Here is a 23,887-nt window from a genome sequence, read left to right on the forward strand (position 1 = left end):
ACCCGGTTTAATCCTTAACTTACAGTATCGGCATACTGCATCAGAAAACACTTCCCTCAATTTATCCTCTGTACCCAATTGTTGTCTGGCATAATAAAAAGTTTTTATGAAGCTGAAGATCACAACCGATAGTATACTGGTAGCCACCATTATTTTACTGCTGCTGTCTGTAGCCACCCTGGTAGCCATTTCCATTTCGGAATCGAAGCAAGTGGATAATACAGCTAAAATGGTGGCCCATACCAATGAAGTGATTATGCATGCCGAAAGCCTGTTATCTTCCGTAAAAGACAATGAATCCGGTTCCAGGGGTTATGTACTTACCGGCCAGGGAGCCTTTCTTGAACAGGTTGAAAGATCAAAAAAACGTACCCTGGAAGAACTGCAGGTGCTCAGGGAACTGACTGCCGGTAATCCGGCACAACAGAAAATGGTCGACTCCCTTTCTGTTCACATCAACAACCGCGTTGCTTTCTCTGATAATAATATACGTACGTATGACCAGCAGGGTGCAGCAACAGCGATGGAGATCGTGCGGTCAGGCAGGGGGCGCATCATATCAGAACAGGCAAGGCGTGTAATTGATACGATCCTGTCGGCGGAAAATGAATTGCTGCTTCAGCGTAAGGAAGAAAATGAACATAAGGCAAGAAATTTAACCGGCATACTCAGTACGGGAGTGATCGGCATCCTGCTGCTGCTGGGTGTTTTTATACAGAAGATACGTACCGATTACAGCGAAAAAAGAAAGGCCGCCGCCAAACTGGCAAGGCTTAATGAAGAACTGGAAGAACGGGTACAACAACGAACGAATGACCTGGCAAGGTCACAAAAGGTTTTATCCCAGACCTTTGAACGCATCACCGATGCTTTCCTGGCGCTCGACCGGAACTGGTGCTTTACCTATGTAAATAAGGCCGCCTGCGACCTGACCCGGCGAAACCCGGAATCACTCATCGGGAAAAATATATGGGAGGAGTTTCCCGAAGCCGTTGGCTCCGATACCTACAGGGTTTTTCACAAAGCCATGCAGGAACAGCGGTATATGTACAATGAAGATTACTTTGAACCCCTGCTGCTCTGGCATGAGAATTATATTTATCCTTCCCCGGAAGGCATCTCCGTTTTCATTAAAGACATCTCCGAAAGAAAAAAAGCAGATGAAAAGATAGAAAAGGCAAACCGGCTTTATTTCTTCATCAGCCAGGTGAACCAGATGATTGTTCGCACTACGGATGTAGAAACCCTTTTTAAGGAAGCCTGCCGTATTGCGGTAGAGCTTGGGAAATTTTCGATGGCCTGGATCGGGATGGTGGATGAAGCATCACAAACTGTGATCCCCGTTGTTCATGCGGGTGAAGACCAGCAATATTTTTCTGAAATTACACCCATATCCATTAAAGCCGTGCCCGAAGGCATGGGGCCAACAGGCAGTGCGATCCGGGAAGGAAAATACCATATCTGCAACGATATTGAAAGCGATCCGCAAATGATCCCCTGGAAAGAAGCAGCCCTGGACAGGGGGTACCGGTCTTCCATGGCCCTGCCCATCATTAAGTTTGGAAAAGTGGTTGGCGCTTTTTCTTTCTATGCCCCGGTAAAGGATTTTTTTGATGAGACCGAGATTGCCCTGCTGGAAGAAGCGACCGGTGATGTTTCCTTTGCCCTGGAGGTACTTGAAAAGGAAGACATGCGTAAAAAAGCTGAGCAGGCCGTATTGGAAAGTGAACGGCGTTACCATACGCTGGCCGAAGTATCACCGGTAGGAATTTTTCATACCGATGCAGCAGGACTAACAACCTATGTCAACCCGCGCTGGTGCCGGATTTCCGGTTTGTCTTATGAAGAGGCCATGGGCAATGGCTGGTTCAAAGCGGTTCATGAAGAGGACAAGATGAAAGTGAAAGAAGAGTGGGAAAAAGCCACCCAACAGAAAGATGTCTCCTTTTCTGAATACCGTTTTGTACGCCCCGATGGAACCAACGCATGGGTGATCGGGCAGGCCATCCCCGAAAGGGATGCGGATGACCGGGTGGTGGGCTATGTTGGTACCATAACAGATATTACCGAACGAAAAAAGGCAGAAGAAGCCATACAGCAGACATCAGGGCAGTTGCGCCTGCTAACAGCCCACCTGCTCAACATACGGGAAGAAGAAAGAAGAAGGATCGGCCGTGAAATACACGACGAACTGGGCCAGCAGCTTACCGCCATTAAAATGGATGTGACATGGATAGATAAAAAAATAACCCCGGAGAATGAAGCCATCAAAACGAAATTAAAAAATGTGATCGCACTCCTGAATGGAGGTAACCAGTCCATCCGCAGAATATTGAATGAATTAAGGCCGGTCATCCTGGACGAGTATGGTTTACCCGAAGCCCTGAAATGGCAGGCTGAACAATTCACCAAAAATACCGGTATACCGGTTGAGTTCAGGGCCGGTGAAACACAGATCAAAGTGATGGAAGATATTGCCACCTGTGTTTTCAGGGTTTACCAGGAAGCCCTTACCAATATCACCCGGTATGCCCGGGCCGGCAAAGTGCTTACTTCACTGAATATTGAAAACAACAACGTTATCTTATCGGTGGAAGATGACGGAGCAGGATTTGATACGGAATCAGTGAAGGACAGGAGGTCGTTCGGTATCCTGGGTATGAAAGAGCGGGTTCATTCACTCGATGGGAGTTTTGAGCTTTTCAGCACCCCCGGAAAAGGAACAAGACTAAAAATCAGTTTACCTTTAACCCGTTAAATATTCAGCAACTTTTTACATGCAGATCAAACGCATCATACTGGCAGACGATCACAGTTTTATCCGCCTTGGGTTGATACAGATATTGAAGGATGAATACCCGAATGCAGAAATAAAACAGGTCAGCGATGCAGAGTCACTTATCCGGGAAGTATCCCTGCACGAATGGGACCTGGTAATATCAGACCTGGATATGCCGGGCCGCAGCGGACTGGAAGCGCTGGAACAGATAAAAATACTCAACCCAACCCTGCCTGTTCTTATCCTCAGCATTTACCCCGAAGACCTTTATGCCGTGAGGGTACTAAAGGCAGGGGCCGCCGGGTACCTCAATAAGAATTCTGCACCGGAAGAACTGATCATTGCCATACAGCGTATTGCAATGGGGAAAAAATACATCACCCCCGAGATCGCCGAAAAATTCCTTTACACCGACCCGGAAAAAAAACCGCATGAATTGCTTTCAAACCGGGAATTTGAGGTTTTTAAACTGCTGGCCTCCGGCAAGACCGTAAGCCAGGTTGCTGAAATGCTTTCTGTAGCCTTAACTACCGTGAGTACGCACCGCAGCAGGATCATGGAAAAACTACACCTGAATACCAACTCAGATCTTACCCGGTACGCCATCGCTCACCACATCATCTCCGATATAAGCATGTAGCTGAAACAGTATGACAGTAGTGGTATTACTACAGTCGCTTTTATGATCTTTCTACCCGGGTTAAACCGCTGCTGCTATAGTATTACTGGTAATCCTGGCGGTTCTTCGCACTGCGAAAAAAAGCATTACATGAGAATTTTGATCGTTGACAGTTCGGCCTGGATACCTGACCGGATCGCTAACCTGCTTACCGAGACCCCGCTGAAAAAGACCTTATATAAAGCCCTGTCCCATAAAGAGGCCCTTGAATCATTTTATGAATCCGTACCGGATGTGGTGATACTCGACAAAAGCCTGCCCAATAATGGTTCCATCGCCCTTTTGAAGGAAATAAAATCAGTAAAAAAACATACGGTGGTCATCGTGCTGTCCCTGCATGTTGACCAGAACACGGAACAACAATGCAAAGGGGCAGGTGCTGATTTTTTTTTGGATAAATACAATGAGTTTGAAAAATTACCGGAGATCATTGATGATGTTGCCGGGGCAGTAAACAGTAAAGACATATAAGAAAAACCAGGAACAGGAAAATACACAAACAGTTAAACCAACCGTTGGCAGGGATTGGCAGGAAGGGCGTTTTGCTGTTTGTGTTGTTTTCCTTGCTTCTTACTACAGCTACTGCACAGGAAAAGTCCGGCATACCGGTGGAAAACGATGCTGCCCTTCCGCTGGTCCTTAAATAAAATCCAGGTGGTTGTACTGCCTGCCCAATATCAGTTTATCATCTGCCCCCAGCCACCTGTTCAATACGGTTGCATAAACCTCTTTAAAGTCAACTTTGTGTTTCAGGTCACCCTCGTTCAGATCGGCCAGGTCGGGCATGGCATTTAAAACACCCTTTCCTTTCAGCCCACCGCTTATTAAGAACATATTGTTGGCTGTACCATGATCGGTACCATTGCTTGCATTTTGCGATACCCGCCTGCCAAACTCACTGAAGGTCATCATCAGCACATCCTCAAACCGGTTATTCTTTTTAAGATCGGCCGTGAATGCCTTTACTGCTTCATTCAGTTCGGTGAATAGCCTGGTTTGCTGGTTATCCTGGTTCACATGCGTATCAAAACTGCCCAGGCTTACATAATACACTTTGGTGTTTATATCTGAAAAGATCAGGGATGCAATTGTTTTCAGGTCCTTACCTAATTCAGAATTGGGATAGGTTTGACTGGTAGGGTGTACCCTGCTTTGCCGGTAGATATACTCGGCGCTGCTCAGCGTTTCACTCATTGTTTTGTATAAATAATCCACATTTTCTTCGCTGTGCCGGTGATCGCTGTTTACATCTTTCATGAACCCGCCATTGCTTATATTATACAGTCTCCCGGGGTCTTTAAATGCAAGTCCTTTATTTTCTTCTCCTTTCAGCGCCAGGCTGAGTACATCATCTATCTCTACTGCCTGTGTAGGCTTGTCGCATCCTTTGCACTGGGCATCCAGGTAGCGGCCCAGCCACCCGGTGTTCACATACTCATTGCTGTTGCTTGCACTCTGCCAGATATCCATGCTCCTGAAATGAGAGCGGTCGGGGTTGGGATAACCGACACTGTTGATGATCGCCAGGCTTCCATCGTCATACAATCCCTTCAATGATCCCAGGGCCGGGTTCAGGCCGGTCTCATCAGTCAGCAGCAGGGCCTTGTCTTTGGCAATACCCAGCCGTGGCCGCTCCCGGTAATAGATATCATTCCGCACCGGTATCACCGTGTTCAATCCATCATTGCCCCCGCTGAACTGGATAACCACCACCACTTTATTTCCCGGCGGCACCATCACCGGTCTTTCAAACGCCTTTAAAAACTTCGGCAGCATGAATGATGCGGTGGCCAACGAACCAACCTGAATGAACTCTTTTCTTTTTATGAGCATAACAAATAAATTAAAAATGAAGAATTAAGAATGAAAAATGTTTCAGGTCACCAGCAATTTTTAATTTTTCATTCTTAATTTCTAATCAGCACAGCTGGTATTCCGGTGTACTCATCAGGTTTACGATCGAACTCTTGATGTAGTTTTCCCTGCTTGCAGCATTCAGGTATTTTTCCAGTACCGTATTGCTGACCCTGGTTTTGGTTTGCAATACGGTTGCTGATATGCTTTCCAGTAATTTCTCCCGCTGCTGCTTTTCAAATATCCGGTTCACGGCTGTCCATTCGATGGTTGCTGTACCGCCCTTTGTTGCTTCCCTTAAACGTTTTTTCCCGGCCTGCATCATTTGTCCCATCTGCACATCATCATCCGATTTGGGGCGGATATCCATCATTTCATTTGCCGCCAGTACCTGGGGGATCCGTAGCCGGAGCATCAATGAACTGCTGTCGATCCAGCTCCTGCCACCGGGCCACCCGGCCACATTGGGCGGATAGAACAATACCTGCCCCAGGGCCCGTTCAAAAAGCAATTGTGACTGGTCGTTCTCAAGCCGCATGGGTAATAACCTTCGTATTCCCGCCAGCAGTTCAACGGGCGATTTTATTTTGGTGCCTATATTTTTTTCCGCGTAGAACCAGTCGCTGGTATAAATATCTTCCAGCAGTTTTTTTATGTCGTAGCCGTTTTGATAAAACCGGTTCGCCATCCAGCCAACCCTTGTTTCATCTGCGGTATCATTAACAAAGTACCGGTATATCTTTCTGCTGATGTACACGGCGGTCTGTTTTTGTTCAAGCAGCAGGTCAATGATAGCATCGCCGTCAAAGTTCCCGGTCTTGCCCAGCACGGTCTTACTTCCCTCATCATGCTGGTTTTTTCGGAACATGAATTCGCCCTGGGGGTTAAAGCCCCAGCCGGTGAAAGCCCTTGCTGCTTCTTTAATATCATGCTCCGTATAATTGCCCCTGCCCATGGTAAAGAGTTCCATTACTTCCCGGGCAAAATTTTCGTTGGGTTTTTGTTTGCGGTTTTGCTGGTTATTTAAAAACTGCAGCATGGCAGGGCTTTTACTCACTGCCCGGAGCAGGTCTTTAAAATTTCCCAGGGCATTTTCCCTTACCAGTTGCAGCATTTCCTGCTGGAAAAAACTGTTGTTCACCCGGCAGGCAAAATGCCCATGCCAGAAAAGGCTCATTTTTTCCCTTAACTGGGCCTGGCTGTTGATCATCAGGTCAAGCCAGCGGAGGTTAAGCTCTTTCAATGCCTCCCTCGACATATCCTGCATCTCTTTCCGTTGCTCTTTGGTCAGTTCCTTGCGCTGCATACCCTCATTACCGGAAAAATACAGGTCGATAATATTTTGGGATACATTGATCTTTTCGGGTTTATTCTCCGAGGTCTTTACCAAAAGCTGCCACAGGGCCTTTTGGGAGATCGTATCAAGCGAAGCTGCATTTTCGGCCATGGGGCCAAAAGCCGCACGCCATAATAAATGCTGGTTCTTTAAACGGTTGGATGCCGGCATAATGAAAGAATGAATGTTAGCTGATCAATGCAATGGGGGTTAAGACTGCATTAAACCCCCAAAGTTTAAAACATAAATTTACAATAATAACCGTTGACATAAATCAATCCGGTTTCAGTAACTTGTATACTTAATTCTTATGCAGGCAAGAGCTTTTAAATACGCATCTCCCTTAATTGTATACGGGATGGCCTGGATGGCCTTTACCGGAAATGGATGGCTGACCTGGCTGCCCATGATCTATGCCTGGGTATTATTACCCCTGGTGGAGTTATTCATCCACCCCGATGAAAAGAACCTGTCTGCCGCAGAAGAGGAACTGGCCAAACAAGACAGGATATATGATTACCTGCTTTACAGCATCGTTATACTGCAATATCTTGCCTTATTTGAATTCTTACGATCCATGCAAAACCCACAGCTTCTCTGGTGGGAAACTGCCGGGAGGATATGCAGCATGGGGCTTCTGTGCGGAACATTCGGCATCAACGTAGCACATGAACTTGGCCACCGGGTGAACAGGTACGAACAGGTATTTGCCAACGCATTACTGCTTACATCGCTTTACATGCATTTCTTTATTGAACACAACAAGGGCCATCATAAAAATGTGGCCACGCCGGAAGACCCCGGCAGCGCCCGCTACAATGAACCCGTTTACATTTTTTATTTCCGCACGGTTATCTTCTCCTATATCTCGGCATGGAAGATCGCAAACAGTGAAAGGAGGAAAAAGGGATCCCCGGTACTGCATTGGAAGAATGAAATGCTGCAGACGCAGTTCATCCAGCTCTTATTTATTACAGCCATTTTTTTATTGTTTGGCTGGCTGATAACGGTGTATTTTTTAATGGCCGCAACCATTGGCTTTTTACTTTTGGAAACCGTAAACTATATTGAGCATTATGGCCTGCAGCGTAAACAGACCGCCGAAGGGAAATACGAACGGACGATGCCTGAACACAGCTGGAACAGCAATCATATCCTTGGCCGGCTCATGTTGTTTGAGTTGAGCAGGCACAGCGACCATCATTACCTGGCAAGCCGGAAATACCAGGTACTGCGGCACCATGATGCAGCGCCCCAGCTGCCTACGGGTTACCCGGGCAGTATGATACTGGCCATGCTGCCTCCCTTGTGGTTTTACGTGATGAATAAAAAATAAAGAACCTGGGAACACCGGATTGATACAACTACTTTACACTTATTAAATTACAATTTATGAGGATCATTAAAATTTTAAGCTGCTGTTTATGCCTGCTTTTTACTGAACCGGTATTTGCTCAAACCATGTGGAAATATTTTACAGCAGATGATTTTGCTGCCCGGCGGAAAAAAGTAATGGAAAAGATCGGGGATGGTTTTGCCGTGCTGCTGGGAGCAGAACTGACCGAATCCTATACCAAATTCAGGCAGGACAATAATTTTTATTACCTCTCCGGTGTGGAAGTGCCCGATGCAGTATTGATCATTGATGGCAGGAACAGGCAATCGCTCTTACTGGTACCGGACAATATATCCAACGACATTAAAACAGAAGCCCTCATAAAACCAGGCAAAGAGGCTGCCACTGCCTACAAATTCGACATGGTCATGTCACGAAGTTCGTTGAGCAGTATATTGCAACGGTATGCTTCCGGGGGGCAATCCTTTTACCTGCAGCAATCGCCGCAGGAGCTGGCAGAAATGAGTCGTGACCGTTGTACACTGATCCGGACCAGCAGGACCAATGACCCCTGGGATGGACGCATTTCCAAAGAAGTGAATTTCATCAATAAAATAAAGGAGCGTTTCCCGGCAAACGCGGTCAATGACCTCACTCCGATACTGGATGACATGCGCTGGGTGAAAGACCAGAAAGAGATCGCAGTACTCCGGGAATGCGGAAGGATCGGATGCCTGGGAATTAACGAGGCCATTAAGGTAACCAGGCCCGGCATTTATGAATACCAGACCGTAGCAGCCTGTGATTTCATTTATGGAGACATGGGTTCTGCAGGCCCTGCTTATTATGCCATTGCTGCATCCGGCGAAAGAGGATTGATCTGGCACTACAATGCAAACAACCATTTACTGGAACCGGGTACCGTACTGCTGATCGACTATGCGCCCGAAGTCAGTTATTACGTGACCGATATTACCCGGACCTGGCCCGTGCAGGGAGAATTCACGGCAGAACAGCTTACATTCTACAATTGTGTCAAGGACGCCCGTGATGAAATGATCAAGGCCATGAAACCGGGCGTAACCTACAGCGACCTTCAGAAAGTGGGTGAGCAGGTATACAAAAAGCATGGGCTTGAAAAATACTGGTTCGGCTACGTAGGACATTTTGTAGGCATGGCCGTACATGATGTGGGCAGCCGCGACAAACCTTTTGTGGAAGGCGTGGTATTCAATGTAGAACCCATCCTTGAAGATAAGGACAAGAAAATACATATCCGGCTGGAAGACACCATCGTCATCACTGCAACCGGATCAGAAAATCTTACCCCCGGGTCGCCGGTTGATCCCAGGGCAATTTATGCCCTGATGAAAGAAAAGGGAGTTGGTGAGAAATAAGGGATCGGTATAAAGAAAGCCAGAAGCGGAAGATGCTGAACTATTTTTTAGCATTCGCTTTCACATACTCATACACATTGTTCCGCTCTGTTTCTGTTAAGTTGGCCTTGGGCGCCATTACGGCCAGTATGTTTGCCCAGCGTGTAGCTGTATAATCACCTGCCACTTTTAAACCATGGCAACGGCCGCATTTTGCATTGAAGGTTGCCTGGCCGGCGATCGCAGCATTTTCTTCGGGAGATCTTTCCCGGGAGGCCGCCGTTTTTGTACCCTCGATACCCGTACTTCCCGTGGGCGTAGTGCCGGCAGACCCGGTGATGGTTTCTGCAGGTTTGGTTTCATTAATGACCGATCCCGTGTTTGACGCAGGAGGCGGGGTTTCTGTTTGCGTGGGTGTCATTTTTTTCGCACAGCTCCAGACGAAAATGGCCAGGGTTAAAACGGGTATTATTTTTTTCATGTGTTTATGTTTATTTTTTGAATGCTAAAATAAGGGTTTAATTTTTTTATTCAGGAGCATTAACATGTTTTTTACCGGATGCTATCCCCGCCAAAATAACCATGCAATGTTTTGGGCAGAACGACGCCTGCTTCTGTCTGGTTATTTTCCAATAAACAGGCTACAATACGTGGCAGTGCCAGCGACGAACCATTCAGGGAATGCAGCAATTGTGTTTTGTTATCCGCATCTTTGAACCGTATTTTCATCCGGTTGGTCTGAAAACTTTCGAAGTTGCTGACGGAGCTTACCTCCAGCCATTTTTGCTGTGCGGCGCTGTACACTTCAAAATCAAAGGTTAGTGCCGAAGTGAAACTCATATCGCCGCCGCATAATTTCAAAATGCGGTAGGGCAGTTCCAGCGACTGCAATAATTTTTCAACGTGGTTCAGCATTTCATCCAGCACATCATAACTCTTGCCGGGATGAACCAGCTGTACAATTTCCACCTTGTCAAACTGGTGAACCCTGTTCAACCCCCGTACGTCGCTTCCAAAACTACCGGCCTCTCTCCGGAAGCAGGGTGTGTAGGCGGTCATCTTAACGGGCAGGTCGGCCTCTTTCAGGATCTCGTCCCGGTAAATATTGGTAACCGGTACCTCAGCGGTAGGTATCAGGTAAAAATTATCAACCGTTACATGGTACATCTGCCCTTCCTTATCGGGCAACTGGCCGGTACCATAGGCTGTGGCTTCATTTACCATCAACGGCGGCAGGTATTCGGTATAACCGGCGGCGGTATTATAATCCAGGAAATATTGAATGATCGCCCGTTGCAGTTTGGCGCCCCTTCCCTTGTACAATGGAAAACCACTGCCCGTTAATTTGGCTCCTGTTTCAAAATCAACCAGGTCGTATTTTTTGATCAGTTCCCAGTGTGGCAGGGCTGATGCAGGCAGGGATGGTTTTTTTCCTCCCTCTCTTACTACTTCATTGTCTTCGGGTGTCTTACCTTTTGGAACAGATATATGAGGGAGATTTGGAAGTTTAATAATTTCAGACTGCAGGTCTTTTTCGTATATATCCAACTGGCCATTTAAATTCTGGATGTAGTTCTTTTGTACTGAAACCTGTTGTTTTCTTTGCTCCGCTTCTTCCTTTTGTCCTTTTCCCATTAACATACCGATTTCCTTACTTGCAGTATTCATAGCGGCCTGCGCAGTCTCTGCTTCAACTTTTAGCTTGCGAACCTCTTCATCTAATTTCAGGATTGTGTCAATTACGGACAGGTCGCTGAAATTCTTAACCGCCAGTTTTTCTTTAACCAATGCCGTGTTCTGCCTGATATAGTTGATTTGTAGCATCTATTTCAAAAATTTGAGCAAATATACAATTTTGATGTGGAGCGAAGGATGGAACACGGATGACACGGATAATACTGATCAACGCTGATTTAATCTGTGTAAATCCGTTCCATCTGCGTCATCCGTGTTCTATCATTATATTTGCAGCATGCAACAGGCTCAGGACGATCTGCAGGTACGGTGGCTGAAATTACGGATCAGGATAAAAGAACGCTTTGGCATAAAGCCCGATATGGACGGCATCCTCTTCCTCATTGGCATACAGGAACTGGGCAGCGGCCGGCAGGATTTTACCAAGGAAGAGAAACAGGACCTGATGCACATAGCTGTCTGCACCGTACTTTCGCCAAGCGGCTATTACATACCGGAAGGAAATGATGAGGAAGGATGGCCGCATTTTAAACAGCTTAAGCCCCTGCCCGTTTTTACTATGATGGAGCAGGAAAATTTTTTAAAAGACCATATTTTACTTTATTTTCAAGACCAGGATTTTATTGATTAATCATTATAGCATCATGAACAGACTCAGAATTGGATTTACAACACTGCTTTTATTGTTTACCTGTTTTGCCGGCCATGCACAAACAAAAAAACCGGCGGTAAAAAACCCGGCTGCCAAAAAAACCACCGCAGTGAAAAAAACAACCAAACCGGTTGCCAAAGCCCCCAAACAGGTGCACATTCCCGGGGTGCGGGTTAAAGTAACAACGGATTCCGGCGTTATCGTCATCCGTCTTTATGATAAAACACCAAAGCACCGGGATAACTTCATCAAACTGGCCAATGAACATTTCTTCGACAGCCTTTTGTTTCACCGGGTGATCAATGGTTTTATGATACAGGGCGGCGACCCGTCGAGCAAATATGCCCAGCCGGGTGTTCCGTTAGGCAGCGGCGATGTTGGGTATACCATACCGGCAGAGTTTGATACGGCATTGTACCATAAGAAAGGTGCCCTTGCGGCGGCCCGTACCAACAACCCCGAAAAAGCAAGCAGCGGTTGCCAGTTCTACATTGTGCAGGGAAAGGCTTATACCGATGCCGACCTGAACATGATCGAAATGCAATACGGGACAAAGCTTTCGCCGGCCAAAAGAAATGTATATAAAACCAGTGGCGGTACCCCCTTCCTTGACATGAACTATACCGTTTTTGGTGAAGTGGAAAGCGGCCTGGAAGTGATCGATAAAATTGCTTCGGTGCCTACCGCACCCGGCGACCGGCCTTTGGGCGATCTCCGCATGTTCATAGAAGTGATAAAATAGTTTACTCCCGATGGCCATCGGGAGTGGCTATCGGGATAAAAAACTTATTTTGCAGCCGAATCAGTTAACATCAAATCATATAAAATGAATTTTCCAGAAAATCTCCGCTACACCAAAGACCACGAATGGGTTTCGATAGATGGCAATACTGCCACCATTGGTATTACCGATTTTGCCCAGCGTGAGCTGGGTGATATTGTTTACATCGACATCACCTCAAAAGGAAAATCGCTGAACGCCGAAGATGTATTTGGCACCGTAGAAGCCGTTAAAACAGTAAGTGACCTTTTTCTGCCCGTTGCCGGTACCATCACCGAAGTGAACCCGCTGCTTGATTCAAAACCCGAACTGGTAAATACCGATCCGTATGGCGAAGGCTGGATGGTGAAGATGACGGTGAACAACCCGGCCGATGTAGAGAAGCTGATGGATGCAGCAGCTTATGCAGGTGTGGTGGGATAACCAATGTGAAATGAGCCAACCCGAAATAAAGGATATCCCTGCAAAAAAATTCTATCCAGGCATTGCCTGGTTTTTTCTTATACTGATACTCGTTTGTATTCCCGGCTACGACCTGCCTGAAGTGGACGACTGGCTGATCGAGATAAATTATGACAAATTAATCCACACCGGGCTTTTTGCAATTCTGGCTTACCTGTTCATGCTGCCGGTAGCAAAATCTGATCTGCCCCAAAAAGAAAAATGGAACTGGTTTTTCAGGGTTGCCATTGCCACGGTACTTTGGGGCATAACCACCGAATTCATTCAGAAATTCTTTGTCCCAGGCCGGAGCTTTACCCTGGGTGATTGGCTGGCAGACGGGCTGGGCGGAGTAGCCGCATTATTATATTTCAAATTTCGCCGTACCAGAGCGGGTATTCAGCAAAGGAAATGAGGCCACGCCTTGTTCCCATCATTTTAAACCGTACATTTGTATCATGCAAAATGTCGAGAACATGGAGTACAATACCACCAGGAACCATTTGATCATGAGGGAATATGGCAGGCATATCCAGAAAATGGTAGAATACCTGCTGACGATCCAGGACAAGGAAGAAAGGCAGCGCAATGCCTATGCCGTGATCGAACTGATGGGTTTCCTGAATCCACACCTGAAGAACGTAGAGGATTTCCGTCATAAACTCTGGGATCATCTTTTCCTCATCAGTGATTTTACGCTGGATGTGGAGAGCCCCTATCCCATCCCGACCCGGGAAACATTGAAGGCAAGACCGGAACCGCTCCGTTATCCGAAAAAATATCCCCGGTTCAACCACCTGGGCAAGAATATTGAAGTGGTGATCGACAAGGCCCTCAAAGAAGAGAACCCCGAAAAGAAACAGGGATTTGCCAATGCCATTGCCTATTACATGAAACTGACCTACAGCAACTGGCATAAAGAACTGGTACACGACGATTCCATACAAAGCGAACTTTCGGCCATCACCAAAGGCGAACTGGAATTCAATAACCGGCCGTTTGTAAAACACCGGGTGGAAGATACCCGGGATGATTATGGAAAACGGGCCAGCGGTAACTTCCGTAAAGGTTTTGGCAGCCGGGGTGGCCAGGGCGGTGGTGGAAGAGATAACCGGGGCGGAAGGGATAACCGGGGCGGAAGAGGCGGCGACAGCCGGAATGGTGGCGGCCGGAACTTCAAGAAGAGGTATTAGCAGTTACACGGATCAGACGGGATCACACGAATTTATAAATACTTACCTGATGCTTACAAACGTCAGGTTTTTTTATTTACGTTTGCCATAATTCGTGTAACCTGTCTGCCGACAGGCAGGTCCGTAAAATCAGTGTAACAAAAAATATGCAATCATTTGAAGTAAGAGGCGGCAAAAAATTATCGGGCGATATTACACCCCAGGGAGCCAAGAATGAAGCACTGCAGATTATCTCTGCGGTACTGCTCACACCGGAAAAGGTCACCATTAAAAATATCCCCGATATCATTGACGTGAACCTGCTGATAGAACTGCTCGGGGAGATGAACGTGAAGATCAGCCGGGTAAGCCGGGATACCTGTACTTTCCAGGCTGATGACGTGGACATTGACTACCTGCACAGCGAAGCGTATCATAAAAAAAGCGGTAAGTTAAGAGGCTCTGTAATGCTGGCCGGCCCGATGCTGGCACGATTTAAAAAAGCGTATATACCCAGGCCCGGGGGCGACAAGATCGGCAGAAGAAGACTGGATACCCATATCATCGGATTTGAAAAAATGGGGGCGGATTTTTCTTACCACACCGATGATGGGTTCTTTCATTTACAGTCAACGGGCCTCAAAGGAACAAACATGTTGCTGGATGAACCCAGTGTTACGGGTACTGCCAATATCTTAATGGCAGCTTCCATGGCAGGCGGCACTACCACGATTTACAATGCCGCTTGCGAACCTTATGTGCAGCAACTTTGCAAAATGCTGAACCGTATGGGTGCAAAGATCAGCGGCATTGGCAGTAACATGCTTACCATAACCGGGGTGGATTACCTGGGTGGGACCGAACACCGGATGCTGCCCGATATGATCGAAGTAGGATCTTTCATCGGGCTGGCTGCCATGACACAAAGCGATATCACCATCAAAAGTGCCGGTATTGAACATCTCGGTATGATCCCGGATAAATTTCAGCAACTGGGCATTGCCATGAATTTTAAAGGAGATGACATCCACATCCCTGCACAGGACCATTATGAAGTGCAGAAATACCTGGATGGTGGCGTACTCACGGTTTATGATCATCCCTGGCCCGGGTTCACACCCGACCTGCTGAGCATTGTTCTGGTAACGGCCATACAGGCAAGGGGCAGTGTACTGATTCACCAGAAGATGTTTGAAAGCCGCCTGTTCTTTGTAGATAAACTGATCGACATGGGCGCCCAGATAATTCTCTGCGATCCGCACCGTGCAGTGGTGATCGGATTGGAAAGAGAACAACAATTGCGGGGCATTACCATGAGCAGCCCGGATATACGTGCTGGTGTAGCACTGTTGATCGCTGCATTGAGCGCCCAGGGCAAAAGCACCATCCAGAATATTGAACAGATAGACCGTGGTTATCAGAATATAGATGAACGCCTGAGAGATCTTGGCGCAGATATTAAAAGAGTATAAAAACCTATAAGGTCTGCAGCGCTGCAAAATCTTCCCGGCAGACCTTATAGGTTTGAAATCACATGAAAAAACCAGTGATCATATCAGCAACAGTTCTATGCATATACTTTTTTCATTCCTGCCAAAATAAAACCCAACAGTTACTGACCAAAAAATGGGACTGCATAAAAGTGGATAACCCGGATCTTGCCAATGAGCGCTTTCAGGGTCCGGAAGATTCGATCAGTACCGTGCAATTGATAGCTGCTCTTGAATCACTTAGCTGGACCTTTAAGGAGGATCATGCATATGAATGTACGATCGGAAGCAGGGTTACGGTCAAAGGAACCTACGGCATTATGGACGATGGCAGAACCCTTATTTGTACGCCGGATAGCAGGAATACCATTAACCGCTATACCATCAATACGCTAACAGAAAACGACCTGGTATTAAGCAGCAGTACAGGCAATGCACCGCTGGTGCTGCATTTTAAACCGCATTAGCCAAAATGAAATTTTAATAGTTTCTTTGCGCATGAGTTCGATACACCAGAAGATACTGATCATTACGGCTCCATCGGGTGCCGGAAAAACATCTATCACCCGCCACCTGATGAATGTTTTTCCCGTGCTGGCATTTTCCGTTTCTGCCGCCACCCGCAAATCAAGAGGCAATGAAAAAGACGGCGTGGATTATTATTTCATAAGCGTGGATGATTTCAAACAGAAGATACAGAACAAGGAATTTGCCGAATGGGAAATGGTATACGAAGGAAAATACTACGGCACATTGAAATCAGAAATGAAACGCATTTGGGCGCTTAATAAGGTTCCGGTTCTTGATATCGACGTTAAAGGAGCCATTCACATACAACAGCAATATCCCGAAAATACCCTCAGCCTTTTTATAGACCCCCCTTCGGTAGATGAACTGAAAAAAAGACTTCTCAGCCGCGGCACAGAAACGGAAGAATCATTGGGCGCCCGGATAAATAAAGCCTCCTATGAAATGTCTTTCAAGGATCATTTCAACAAGACCATAGTAAATGACAACCTGCAACGTGCCTGTGCAGAAGCAGAACAGATCGTGCGTGAATTCCTGCTGCAATAACCACTAAAAGGGCTTTTTAAAAACTCTTTCTTATTTTTACTGCATGGATTGGATAACCCCCGTTGCCATCATCGCCTCCCTGTTGCTTATCGGTTTTTTCGCCGGAATAGAAATAGCCTTTATTACGGCCAACAAACTTTCCATAGAACTGAACCGTAAACAGGGCACCCGCAGCGGAAAGGTATGGGGCTATTTTTCCGACCGCCCTGCCCGTTTCATAGGTACCACCCTGGTAGGCATCAACATCGTTTTTGTGGTATATGGCCTGCTGGTGGTAGATATGCTGTTCCCCATCTGGCACTGGATCGAGTCCAAACTGCCTGATTCATTAACCGATTCCGTAAAGTACATCAAGCTATTTGTTGAAACCGTTCTTTCCACACTGATCGTTCTTTTTGTGGAGTTCATTTGTAAGGCTTTTTTCCGGGCAAGGAACAATGATGTGATGAATTCCACCACCATCAGCTACATCGTCCGCTTCTTTTACTGGCTGTTCTCTTCCCTGGCATCTTATTTTGTTGACATCTCCGAATGGATACTGAAATACATTTTCAATGTAAAGATCAACCCTAAAAAGATATGTTCAGCAAAGTAGACCTGGAGCATTTCATGCAACAGAGCGGAAGCCATGAAGAGGAGGATAGCAATGAAATAAACAAAGAGCTGTTCGAGAATGCCCTGTCGCTGAGCGAAACAAAACTCAGGGAGTGCCTCATTCCCCGGAAGGAGATTGAAGCGGTGGGTATCAACACATCCATCGATGAAGTAAAGGGCAAATTCATTTCCACCCAGCTGAGCAAACTGGTGGTGTACGAAAATAACATCGATAACATCAGCGGTTATATTCACCAGCTCGACCTGTTCAAGCGCCCGGCATCTGTAAGGGATATTTTGTTGCCCATCCCTACCGTGCCCGAGAGCATGAGTGCCACCGACCTGATGAACAAATTCAGCAAGGAACACAAGACCATTGCCTGGGTGGTAGATGAGTTTGGCGGCACCGCCGGAATTGTCACCATGGAAGACCTGCTGGAAGAGATATTCGGCGACATTAAAGACGAATACGACACCGAAGAGTTTGTGGAAAAGCAACTGGCAGGTAATGAATTCATCTTCAGCGGCAGGCTGGAACTGGATTACATAACGGAGAAGTACAAACTGAACTTCCCGAATGACGAAGAAACGGAGACCCTGTCCGGCTATATCATCAAAAACCATGAAGAGATCCCCCGGTTGAAAGACCATATCATCATGGGTAATTATGAGATCGACATTTTAAACGTAAGCGATACCCGTATTGAGATGGTGAAACTGAAGGTCATCAAATAGTTTTTGCTTCCGGATTTTTATTTTAACCTGCCTGTGCACATGATAATTGCCATTGATACAAGATTTTTAGGCACAGGCCGCCGCGATGCCGGCAGGAGCTTTGATGTGGATCAGCTGCTTCCGTTCGTCAAAGAAAATGACCAGCACCGGTTCCTGTTCCTGTCCGATAAGGTTTTTGACGCTGAGATGACTTTTCCAAAAAATGTGACTGCATTGGTAACCGGCCCCGGGATAAAGAATGGTTTATTGATGCAGTACTGGTTCAATTACAGGTTACCCCCGTTGTTAAAAAAACAAAAGGCAGATGTTTTTGTGAGCTTGGATGGCATTTGTTCATTACGTACAGAAATTCCCCAGTGCATTGTGATCCCCGACACTTCTTTCCTGCAATACCCTTTGTACTTCAGAAAAGCAAATGCCCGTTATTATAAAAAGAATACCGCTGCTTTTATTGCCAAAGCAAAAGCCGTGGCAACCGTTTCGGAATTCTCAAGAAAAGTACTGGTTGATCATTGTAAAACGGATCCGTCAAAAATTGAAGTGATCCACGAAGGGGCTGCCGGAATGTATGTACCCCTTGGCCAGGAAGAAAAAGAGAACGTCCGGGAAACCCATGCTGATGGAAAAGAATACTTTTTATGTTCCGGGAACGACAACCCACGCAGTAACCTGGTCAACCTGCTGAAAGCCTTTTCATTTTTTAAAAAAAGGCAGAAGAGCAGTATGCTGTTACTGGTCACCGGCAACCCGGGAGAAGATCTTATGAAAAGGCTCAAAACATACAAATACAGGGATGAGGTGAAAGTATTGCAGCGCCTTACCGGAAATGAACTGGCAGGAATAACCGCCGCTGCCTGTGCGGTGGTTCACCCGGTTTTGTATGAAGATGCCGCCCTGGTCCCTTTCCGGGCCATGCAATGTGGTGTGCCGCTGGTATGCAGTGCTGCCGGCTCCCTGCCCGAAGTTTGTGATGATGCGGCTTTGTATGCGAACCCGGATGATTTTGAGGATATTGCCCAGATGATGATGACGGTATTCAAAGACGAGGATAAGGCCCGGGATATGGCCAGGACAGGAATGAAAAGAGCTGGTATCTTTCAAAATAGCAAGGCAGGTGAGTTGTTGGGGTCGCTGATAAAGAAAGCCGTCAATGGCTAATTTCAGTTAATTTTGCAGCGCATAAACAAAACCGGTCTTAGCTAAAAATCACCCCGTATAGTATGAACAAATCAACAATAAAGATCGACGTCCTGCTTGACCCGGATAAAATGCCGGAGCAAATAAACTGGCAGGCAAGCGACAGCACCGCCGATATGGTGCAAAAGGCAAAAGCCATGAGTGTGGCTTTTTGGGACGGAACAGATAAATCAGCGCTGCGGATCGACCTCTGGACCAAGGACATGATGGTGGATGAAATGGCCGACTTTTATTACCAGATGATGATGGGTATGGCGGATTCATTTAAGCGGGCCACCCGCCAGGAGGAAATGAGTGATGACATGAAAAAATTTGCCAAAGAGTTTTTTGATAAATTCAGGGCAATACAACTGAAAGAACAGGGATAGAAATAAGCCGTAAGGGGGAAGTGGCAAGGTACAAGATCTTACATACAGAGATCTTATCCTGATAGCAAACCAAAAGGATGTTTTTTAGTAAAGACCTATCCCGTGCAGCCAGCAGCTACTTCCCTGATTTTAAACCAAGTAAAACATACCACCATGAGTTTAGAACAACAGATAATGGCCGAAATGAAAGAAGCCATGAAGGCGAAGAACGAAGGAGTGTTGCGTGGCTTGCGGGCCATCAAGGCAGAGATCATCAAAGCAAAGACCGAACCGGGTGCCGGAGGCGGGATCAATGAAGCAACCGAACAGAAATTCCTGCAAAAGATGATGAAGCAACGCAGGGACTCGCTGGAGATATTTGAAAACCAGGGAAGAGAAGACCTGGCTGCCAAAGAAAAAGAAGAGATGGCCGTGATCGAAAGATTCCTGCCCAAACAATTAAGTGAAGCAGAACTGAAGGAAGCACTGAAAAAAATAATTGCTGATACCGGCGCCGCTTCTGCAGCAGATATGGGCAAAGTGATGGGAGTGGCCAGCAAACAACTGGCAGGGCTGGCCGATGGAAAAACCATCAGTACGGCAGTAAAAGAATTACTGGCCGGGTAAAAAATAATCTACACAGATACCATATGCTGATAGACCTGGTTTTCGCAGTGCTTATTGTAATGGCCGTAATCAAAGGTTATCAAAAGGGGTTTGTCATAGCTGTATTTTCTGTTCTCGCCTTCATCATCGGCCTGGCAGCCGCTTTAAAATTGTCAACCGTAGTTGCTGCATACCTGAAAGACAGTGTGAGCATCTCAGCCAGGTGGCTGCCCGTTGTTGCCTTTGTACTTGTTTTCCTGGTGGTGGTCATCCTGGTAAGGCTGGGCGCCAAATTCATCGAAAAGACCATTCAGTTTGCATTGCTCGGATGGGCGAACCGGGTAGCCGGTATCTTATTGTATGCTGTACTTTACAGCATCATTTTCAGCATTGCTGTATTTTATGCAGAAAAACTGCAGTTGATACGGCCGGATACCATTCGATCATCGCTGACCTATGGCTTTATAAAGCCCTGGGGGCCTGTGGTAATGGATAATTTTGGCAGGGTCATACCTGTTTTCAAAGACATGTTTACCGAATTAGGGGATTTTTTTAATACGATACCTGACAAAATTCAGCATTAATTTCAGGCATTATCTTATTTGACGTAATTTTAGCCCGGATCGCCGGTTTCATAATATAAAGATTGAGATGGCGCTTTATATTAAACAATTTGTATTTACGGATGAGTTACGAAATAAAACAAGACGGGAAATTTAAATTCATTGAAGAGGGCGATGGAGAACCGCTGATGCTGTTGCATGGGTTATTTGGTGCACTCAGCAATTTCCAGTTCCTCATTGAGCATTTTCGCAAAACCAATAAGGTGGTGGTACCCCTGCTGCCTTTACTCGACCTTGACCTGCTTCATACATCCGTAGGCGGTTTACAGAAGTTTGTACAGCGCTTTGTTGAACACCGCAATTACGATAATATCCACCTGCTTGGAAATTCATTAGGCGGCCATGTGGCGCTGGTTCATATTTTAAAGCATCCCGAACGCATCAAATCCCTTATCCTCACCGGAAGTTCGGGCCTGTTTGAGAACGGAATGGGCGATACCTATCCGAAAAGGGGCGATAAGGAATACATACGTAAAAAGACACAACTTACTTTTTATGACCCGGCCATGGCCACCGAGGAACTGGTGAACGAGGTTTTTGAGATAACCAACAACCGCATGAAGGTCATCAAGATCATTGCCCTGGCAAAAAGCGCCATACGCAATAACCTGGGTGAAGAACTGAGCCAGATAAAACAGCCCGCCTGTCTTATCTGGGGAAACAACGATACCATCACACCCCCCTTCGTGGCGAAAGAATTCAACCGCCTGATACCGAACAGTGAACTGCATTTTATTGATAAATGCGGCCATGCTCCCATGATGGAAGTACCGGAAGAATTTAACAGGTTACTTGACCAGTTTTTATGCAAAGTTTAAGACTGCGGCTGCAACAATTTAAAAATTAAATTGTCCATATAATTTATACCAGAATTCATCGTTATTGGCATAGCGGCAATTAACCCAACCCGGTAATATGTTAACCATTGAACTGATAAATAGCAATATCCCACGCCTGCAACTGAAAGACTCTGTAAGCAAGGCCCTGACCCTCATCAGCGATTTCCGGCTTACCCACCTGCCGGTAGTAGAAGACGAGAAATACCTTGGCCTGGTAAGTGAAGACGACCTGCTGGACGCGGAAGAACCCAAAATGCCTGTAGAACTGTTGCAGGAGAACTTCCTGAAAGCTTCTGTTCACGATAACGAACATTTCCTGAATGCCGTAACCTGCTGCAACCAGTTTGATACTACGGTGGTGCCCGTTGTTAATGAAGAGAATGAACTGGTGGGTGTGATCACCGCCAGCGATCTTTTGAAAACGCTGGGCAATTTTGCAGGCACCAACGAAATTGGCGGCATCATCGTGCTGGAAATGGAACGGAGCCAGTTTGCCATTTCAGAAATAAGCCGCATCGTGGAGAGCAACGATGCCACCATCCTTCACCTGAATACAACGGTTCATTCCGAAACGGGAATGCTTACCGTGACCATTCACCTGAATAAAAAAGAGATCTCGTCCATCGTAGCAACTTTTGAACGGTACGAATTTGACGTGATCTATTATTTTGGCTATGAGAATTTTGAAAATGAGATACACAGCAATTATCGCCACCTGATGAACTACCTTGATATTTAAAGATATTCTTCTTCCCTGTTTTCCCTGCAGCAGCTATCTTTATATTCCTGTCAGGCAGTAAAGTTTTGATGCAATGACCGATCTGATAAAAATAATGCTTTGCTGCCTCCTGCTTTTTCCTGCCCTGTCTTCGCAGGCACAAAAACAAAAAACGCCCCCCGTTACCATGAACAACATATCGGTGCTTCCTTCCGATTCAAACCGAAAGGTCTGCATCAACAGCCTGGAAGTAACCGGAACAAAAAAAACCAAGATATACATTGTTTACCGGGAGATGCATTTCAAAAAAGGCGATTCCCTGCAGGTATCTTCCCTGCAAAAAGAAATGGAACAGGCCCGGCGGCAGGTTTACAACACCACCCTTTTTAATGAAGTGAGCTTTGTGCTGACGGTTGTGGATTCGCAGCACGTGAACATAGCCGTACATGTTACCGAGCGCTGGTACTTTTACCCCGTTCCGCTGTTTCAGCCGGTTGACCGGAATTTTAACGAATGGTACAAGACCTACAACGCCCGTTTTGACCGGGTGAACTACGGGATAAAATTTGTGCATTATAACCTGAGTGGCCGCCGCGACCAGTTGCGTATCTACCTGATCAACGGGTATACCCGGAATATTTCCTTTTCATACAGCAACCCGTACAGCAACCGCTCCCTTACCAACGGGTTCATCGTAAATGCGGGTTACTCTCAAAACCGGGAGACCCCTTACAAAACAGATTCCTCCAACAATATCCTTCTTTACAAAAAAGATGATTTTACCAGAAAGACGATATACGCCGGCGCCGGGTTCATAATCCGCAAGGGCCTGTTCAAAAGGCATATCTTTTCGGCAAGTTATACGTACATCAAAGTGGCGGATTCCATCATCAACATAAAATACAACCCGGATTATTTTAACGGCCCGGTCACTTCAAAGAATATCGTTGAGTTCACATACCAGGTCCAGTACTCCAATGTAAACAATGTTTCTTACCCGCTGACCGGCAGATCCGCCTTTTTGAGTTTCCAGAAAAGAGGGCTTGGCATATCGGGCGGAATAAATGTGCTTACCCTGGAAGCCGGTTACAACAAATACTTCAGCCTGGGCAAGAACTGGTACAGCAGCATCTACCTGAATGGAAAAGTAAAACTGCCGTTCGACCAGGCATACATCAACCAGCGGGGGCTCGGGTATGGCGAGAATTACCTGCGGGGGCTGGAATATTATGTAATTGACGGGGTTGCCACGGCCCTGGTTAAAACAACATTGAAAAAGAAGATCGTTTCATTCAATATTCCATTCACCCTCTTCCCGAAGGTAATTACAAAGATCCCCTTTACCTTCTTTGCGAAGACCTATGCCGATCTTGGTTATGCATACAATAAAAAAACAACCTACACATACCTGAATAACCGGCTGCTTTACACCGGTGGTTTTGGCATCGATGTACTCACCCTGTATGATATAAACCTCCGCTTTGAATACAGTTTCAACCAGTTAAAAGAAAACGGCCTGTTTTTACATAACCAATCCGGATTTTAGGGGTATATTTACTGGCA

At 46.3% G+C, this 23,887-nt stretch carries 24 protein-coding genes and 1 pseudogene; 21 read left to right on the forward strand and 4 right to left on the reverse strand.

The features are described 5' to 3' along the window. Positions 1-106: 106 nt before the first annotated feature. The 3 genes from IPJ02_07405 (at position 107) to IPJ02_07415 (ending at position 3,929) form a co-directional block, all read left to right on the forward strand. Entirely contained in the window at positions 107-2,758 is a 2,652-nt protein-coding gene (locus IPJ02_07405) for a PAS domain S-box protein (protein MBK7375372.1), read from the forward strand. Between the two features lie 19 nt (positions 2,759-2,777). Continuing rightward, on the forward strand, positions 2,778-3,419 hold the full coding sequence (locus IPJ02_07410) for a response regulator transcription factor (GenBank protein MBK7375373.1): 642 nt from the start codon (positions 2,778-2,780) through the stop codon (positions 3,417-3,419). A 129-nt stretch (positions 3,420-3,548) separates the two neighbouring features. Then, positions 3,549-3,929, forward strand: a complete 381-nt coding sequence (locus IPJ02_07415) for a response regulator (GenBank protein ID MBK7375374.1) — start codon at positions 3,549-3,551, stop codon at positions 3,927-3,929. Positions 3,930-4,097: 168 nt separating this feature from the next. Here IPJ02_07415 and IPJ02_07420 read toward each other — a convergent pair whose 3' ends face one another. Then, positions 4,098-5,291, reverse strand: coding sequence for a DUF1501 domain-containing protein (locus IPJ02_07420; GenBank protein ID MBK7375375.1), 1,194 nt, complete (start codon positions 5,289-5,291; stop codon positions 4,098-4,100). A gap of 85 nt (positions 5,292-5,376) precedes the next feature. Next, entirely contained in the window at positions 5,377-6,819 is a 1,443-nt protein-coding gene (locus tag IPJ02_07425; GenBank protein ID MBK7375376.1) for a DUF1800 domain-containing protein, read from the reverse strand. A gap of 139 nt (positions 6,820-6,958) precedes the next feature. Between IPJ02_07425 and IPJ02_07430 the strand changes: the two genes are divergently transcribed. Both IPJ02_07430 and IPJ02_07435 read left to right on the forward strand, forming a co-directional pair. Further along, positions 6,959-7,984 carry an alkane 1-monooxygenase gene (locus tag IPJ02_07430; GenBank protein ID MBK7375377.1) on the forward strand — a complete coding sequence of 342 codons (1,026 nt, stop codon included), beginning with the start codon at positions 6,959-6,961 and terminating at the stop codon, positions 7,982-7,984. A 56-nt stretch (positions 7,985-8,040) separates the two neighbouring features. Further along, positions 8,041-9,381 carry an aminopeptidase P family protein gene (locus tag IPJ02_07435; protein ID MBK7375378.1) on the forward strand — a complete coding sequence of 447 codons (1,341 nt, stop codon included), beginning with the start codon at positions 8,041-8,043 and terminating at the stop codon, positions 9,379-9,381. Between the two features lie 40 nt (positions 9,382-9,421). Here IPJ02_07435 and IPJ02_07440 read toward each other — a convergent pair whose 3' ends face one another. Both IPJ02_07440 and serS read right to left on the reverse strand, forming a co-directional pair. Beyond that, positions 9,422-9,841, reverse strand: a complete 420-nt coding sequence (locus tag IPJ02_07440; GenBank protein MBK7375379.1) for a cytochrome c — start codon at positions 9,839-9,841, stop codon at positions 9,422-9,424. A 71-nt stretch (positions 9,842-9,912) separates the two neighbouring features. Then, positions 9,913-11,184: a serine--tRNA ligase gene (gene serS / locus IPJ02_07445; protein MBK7375380.1), complete on the reverse strand. Its 1,272-nt coding sequence runs from the start codon at positions 11,182-11,184 to the stop codon at positions 9,913-9,915. A 148-nt stretch (positions 11,185-11,332) separates the two neighbouring features. Here serS and IPJ02_07450 point away from each other — a divergent pair, with 148 nt between their 5' ends. The 16 genes and pseudogenes from IPJ02_07450 to IPJ02_07525 all read left to right on the forward strand — a co-directional run bounded on the left by IPJ02_07450 (position 11,333) and on the right by IPJ02_07525 (position 23,870). Further along, the gene (locus tag IPJ02_07450; protein ID MBK7375381.1) at positions 11,333-11,686 is read left to right on the forward strand and encodes a hypothetical protein; all 354 of its coding nucleotides are present in this window, start codon (positions 11,333-11,335) and stop codon (positions 11,684-11,686) included. 13 nt (positions 11,687-11,699) lie between these two features. Further along, entirely contained in the window at positions 11,700-12,449 is a 750-nt protein-coding gene (locus IPJ02_07455) for a peptidylprolyl isomerase (protein MBK7375382.1), read from the forward strand. Positions 12,450-12,533: 84 nt separating this feature from the next. Beyond that, positions 12,534-12,911 (forward strand): glycine cleavage system protein GcvH, encoded by a 378-nt coding sequence (gcvH, locus tag IPJ02_07460; protein MBK7375383.1) that lies wholly within the window; start codon positions 12,534-12,536, stop codon positions 12,909-12,911. A gap of 10 nt (positions 12,912-12,921) precedes the next feature. Further along, positions 12,922-13,344: a VanZ family protein gene (locus tag IPJ02_07465; protein ID MBK7375384.1), complete on the forward strand. Its 423-nt coding sequence runs from the start codon at positions 12,922-12,924 to the stop codon at positions 13,342-13,344. Between the two features lie 61 nt (positions 13,345-13,405). Further along, the gene (locus IPJ02_07470; protein MBK7375385.1) at positions 13,406-14,122 is read left to right on the forward strand and encodes a DUF4290 domain-containing protein; all 717 of its coding nucleotides are present in this window, start codon (positions 13,406-13,408) and stop codon (positions 14,120-14,122) included. Between the two features lie 146 nt (positions 14,123-14,268). Beyond that, positions 14,269-15,573: a UDP-N-acetylglucosamine 1-carboxyvinyltransferase gene (gene murA / locus IPJ02_07475; GenBank protein MBK7375386.1), complete on the forward strand. Its 1,305-nt coding sequence runs from the start codon at positions 14,269-14,271 to the stop codon at positions 15,571-15,573. 170 nt (positions 15,574-15,743) lie between these two features. After that, positions 15,744-16,058, forward strand: a complete 315-nt coding sequence (locus IPJ02_07480; protein ID MBK7375387.1) for a hypothetical protein — start codon at positions 15,744-15,746, stop codon at positions 16,056-16,058. A 31-nt stretch (positions 16,059-16,089) separates the two neighbouring features. Next, the gene (gene gmk / locus IPJ02_07485; GenBank protein MBK7375388.1) at positions 16,090-16,665 is read left to right on the forward strand and encodes a guanylate kinase; all 576 of its coding nucleotides are present in this window, start codon (positions 16,090-16,092) and stop codon (positions 16,663-16,665) included. Positions 16,666-16,708: 43 nt separating this feature from the next. Beyond that, positions 16,709-17,994, forward strand: a pseudogene (locus tag IPJ02_07490) (HlyC/CorC family transporter). A 39-nt stretch (positions 17,995-18,033) separates the two neighbouring features. After that, entirely contained in the window at positions 18,034-19,152 is a 1,119-nt protein-coding gene (locus IPJ02_07495) for a glycosyltransferase family 4 protein (GenBank protein MBK7375389.1), read from the forward strand. A gap of 62 nt (positions 19,153-19,214) precedes the next feature. Next, positions 19,215-19,559: a gliding motility protein GldC gene (gldC, locus tag IPJ02_07500; protein MBK7375390.1), complete on the forward strand. Its 345-nt coding sequence runs from the start codon at positions 19,215-19,217 to the stop codon at positions 19,557-19,559. A gap of 153 nt (positions 19,560-19,712) precedes the next feature. Further along, complete coding sequence (locus tag IPJ02_07505; protein MBK7375391.1) at positions 19,713-20,165, forward strand: GatB/YqeY domain-containing protein; 453 nt, start codon at positions 19,713-19,715, stop codon at positions 20,163-20,165. 23 nt (positions 20,166-20,188) lie between these two features. Beyond that, positions 20,189-20,728, forward strand: a complete 540-nt coding sequence (locus IPJ02_07510; GenBank protein MBK7375392.1) for a CvpA family protein — start codon at positions 20,189-20,191, stop codon at positions 20,726-20,728. A gap of 101 nt (positions 20,729-20,829) precedes the next feature. Then, positions 20,830-21,585: an alpha/beta hydrolase gene (locus IPJ02_07515; protein ID MBK7375393.1), complete on the forward strand. Its 756-nt coding sequence runs from the start codon at positions 20,830-20,832 to the stop codon at positions 21,583-21,585. Between the two features lie 97 nt (positions 21,586-21,682). Continuing rightward, positions 21,683-22,345: a CBS domain-containing protein gene (locus tag IPJ02_07520; protein ID MBK7375394.1), complete on the forward strand. Its 663-nt coding sequence runs from the start codon at positions 21,683-21,685 to the stop codon at positions 22,343-22,345. A gap of 73 nt (positions 22,346-22,418) precedes the next feature. Further along, positions 22,419-23,870 (forward strand): hypothetical protein, encoded by a 1,452-nt coding sequence (locus tag IPJ02_07525; protein ID MBK7375395.1) that lies wholly within the window; start codon positions 22,419-22,421, stop codon positions 23,868-23,870. The last annotated feature ends 17 nt before the right edge of the window (positions 23,871-23,887 follow it).

The organism is Chitinophagaceae bacterium, assembly GCA_016710165.1.
Lineage (GTDB): Bacteria > Bacteroidota > Bacteroidia > Chitinophagales > Chitinophagaceae > Ferruginibacter.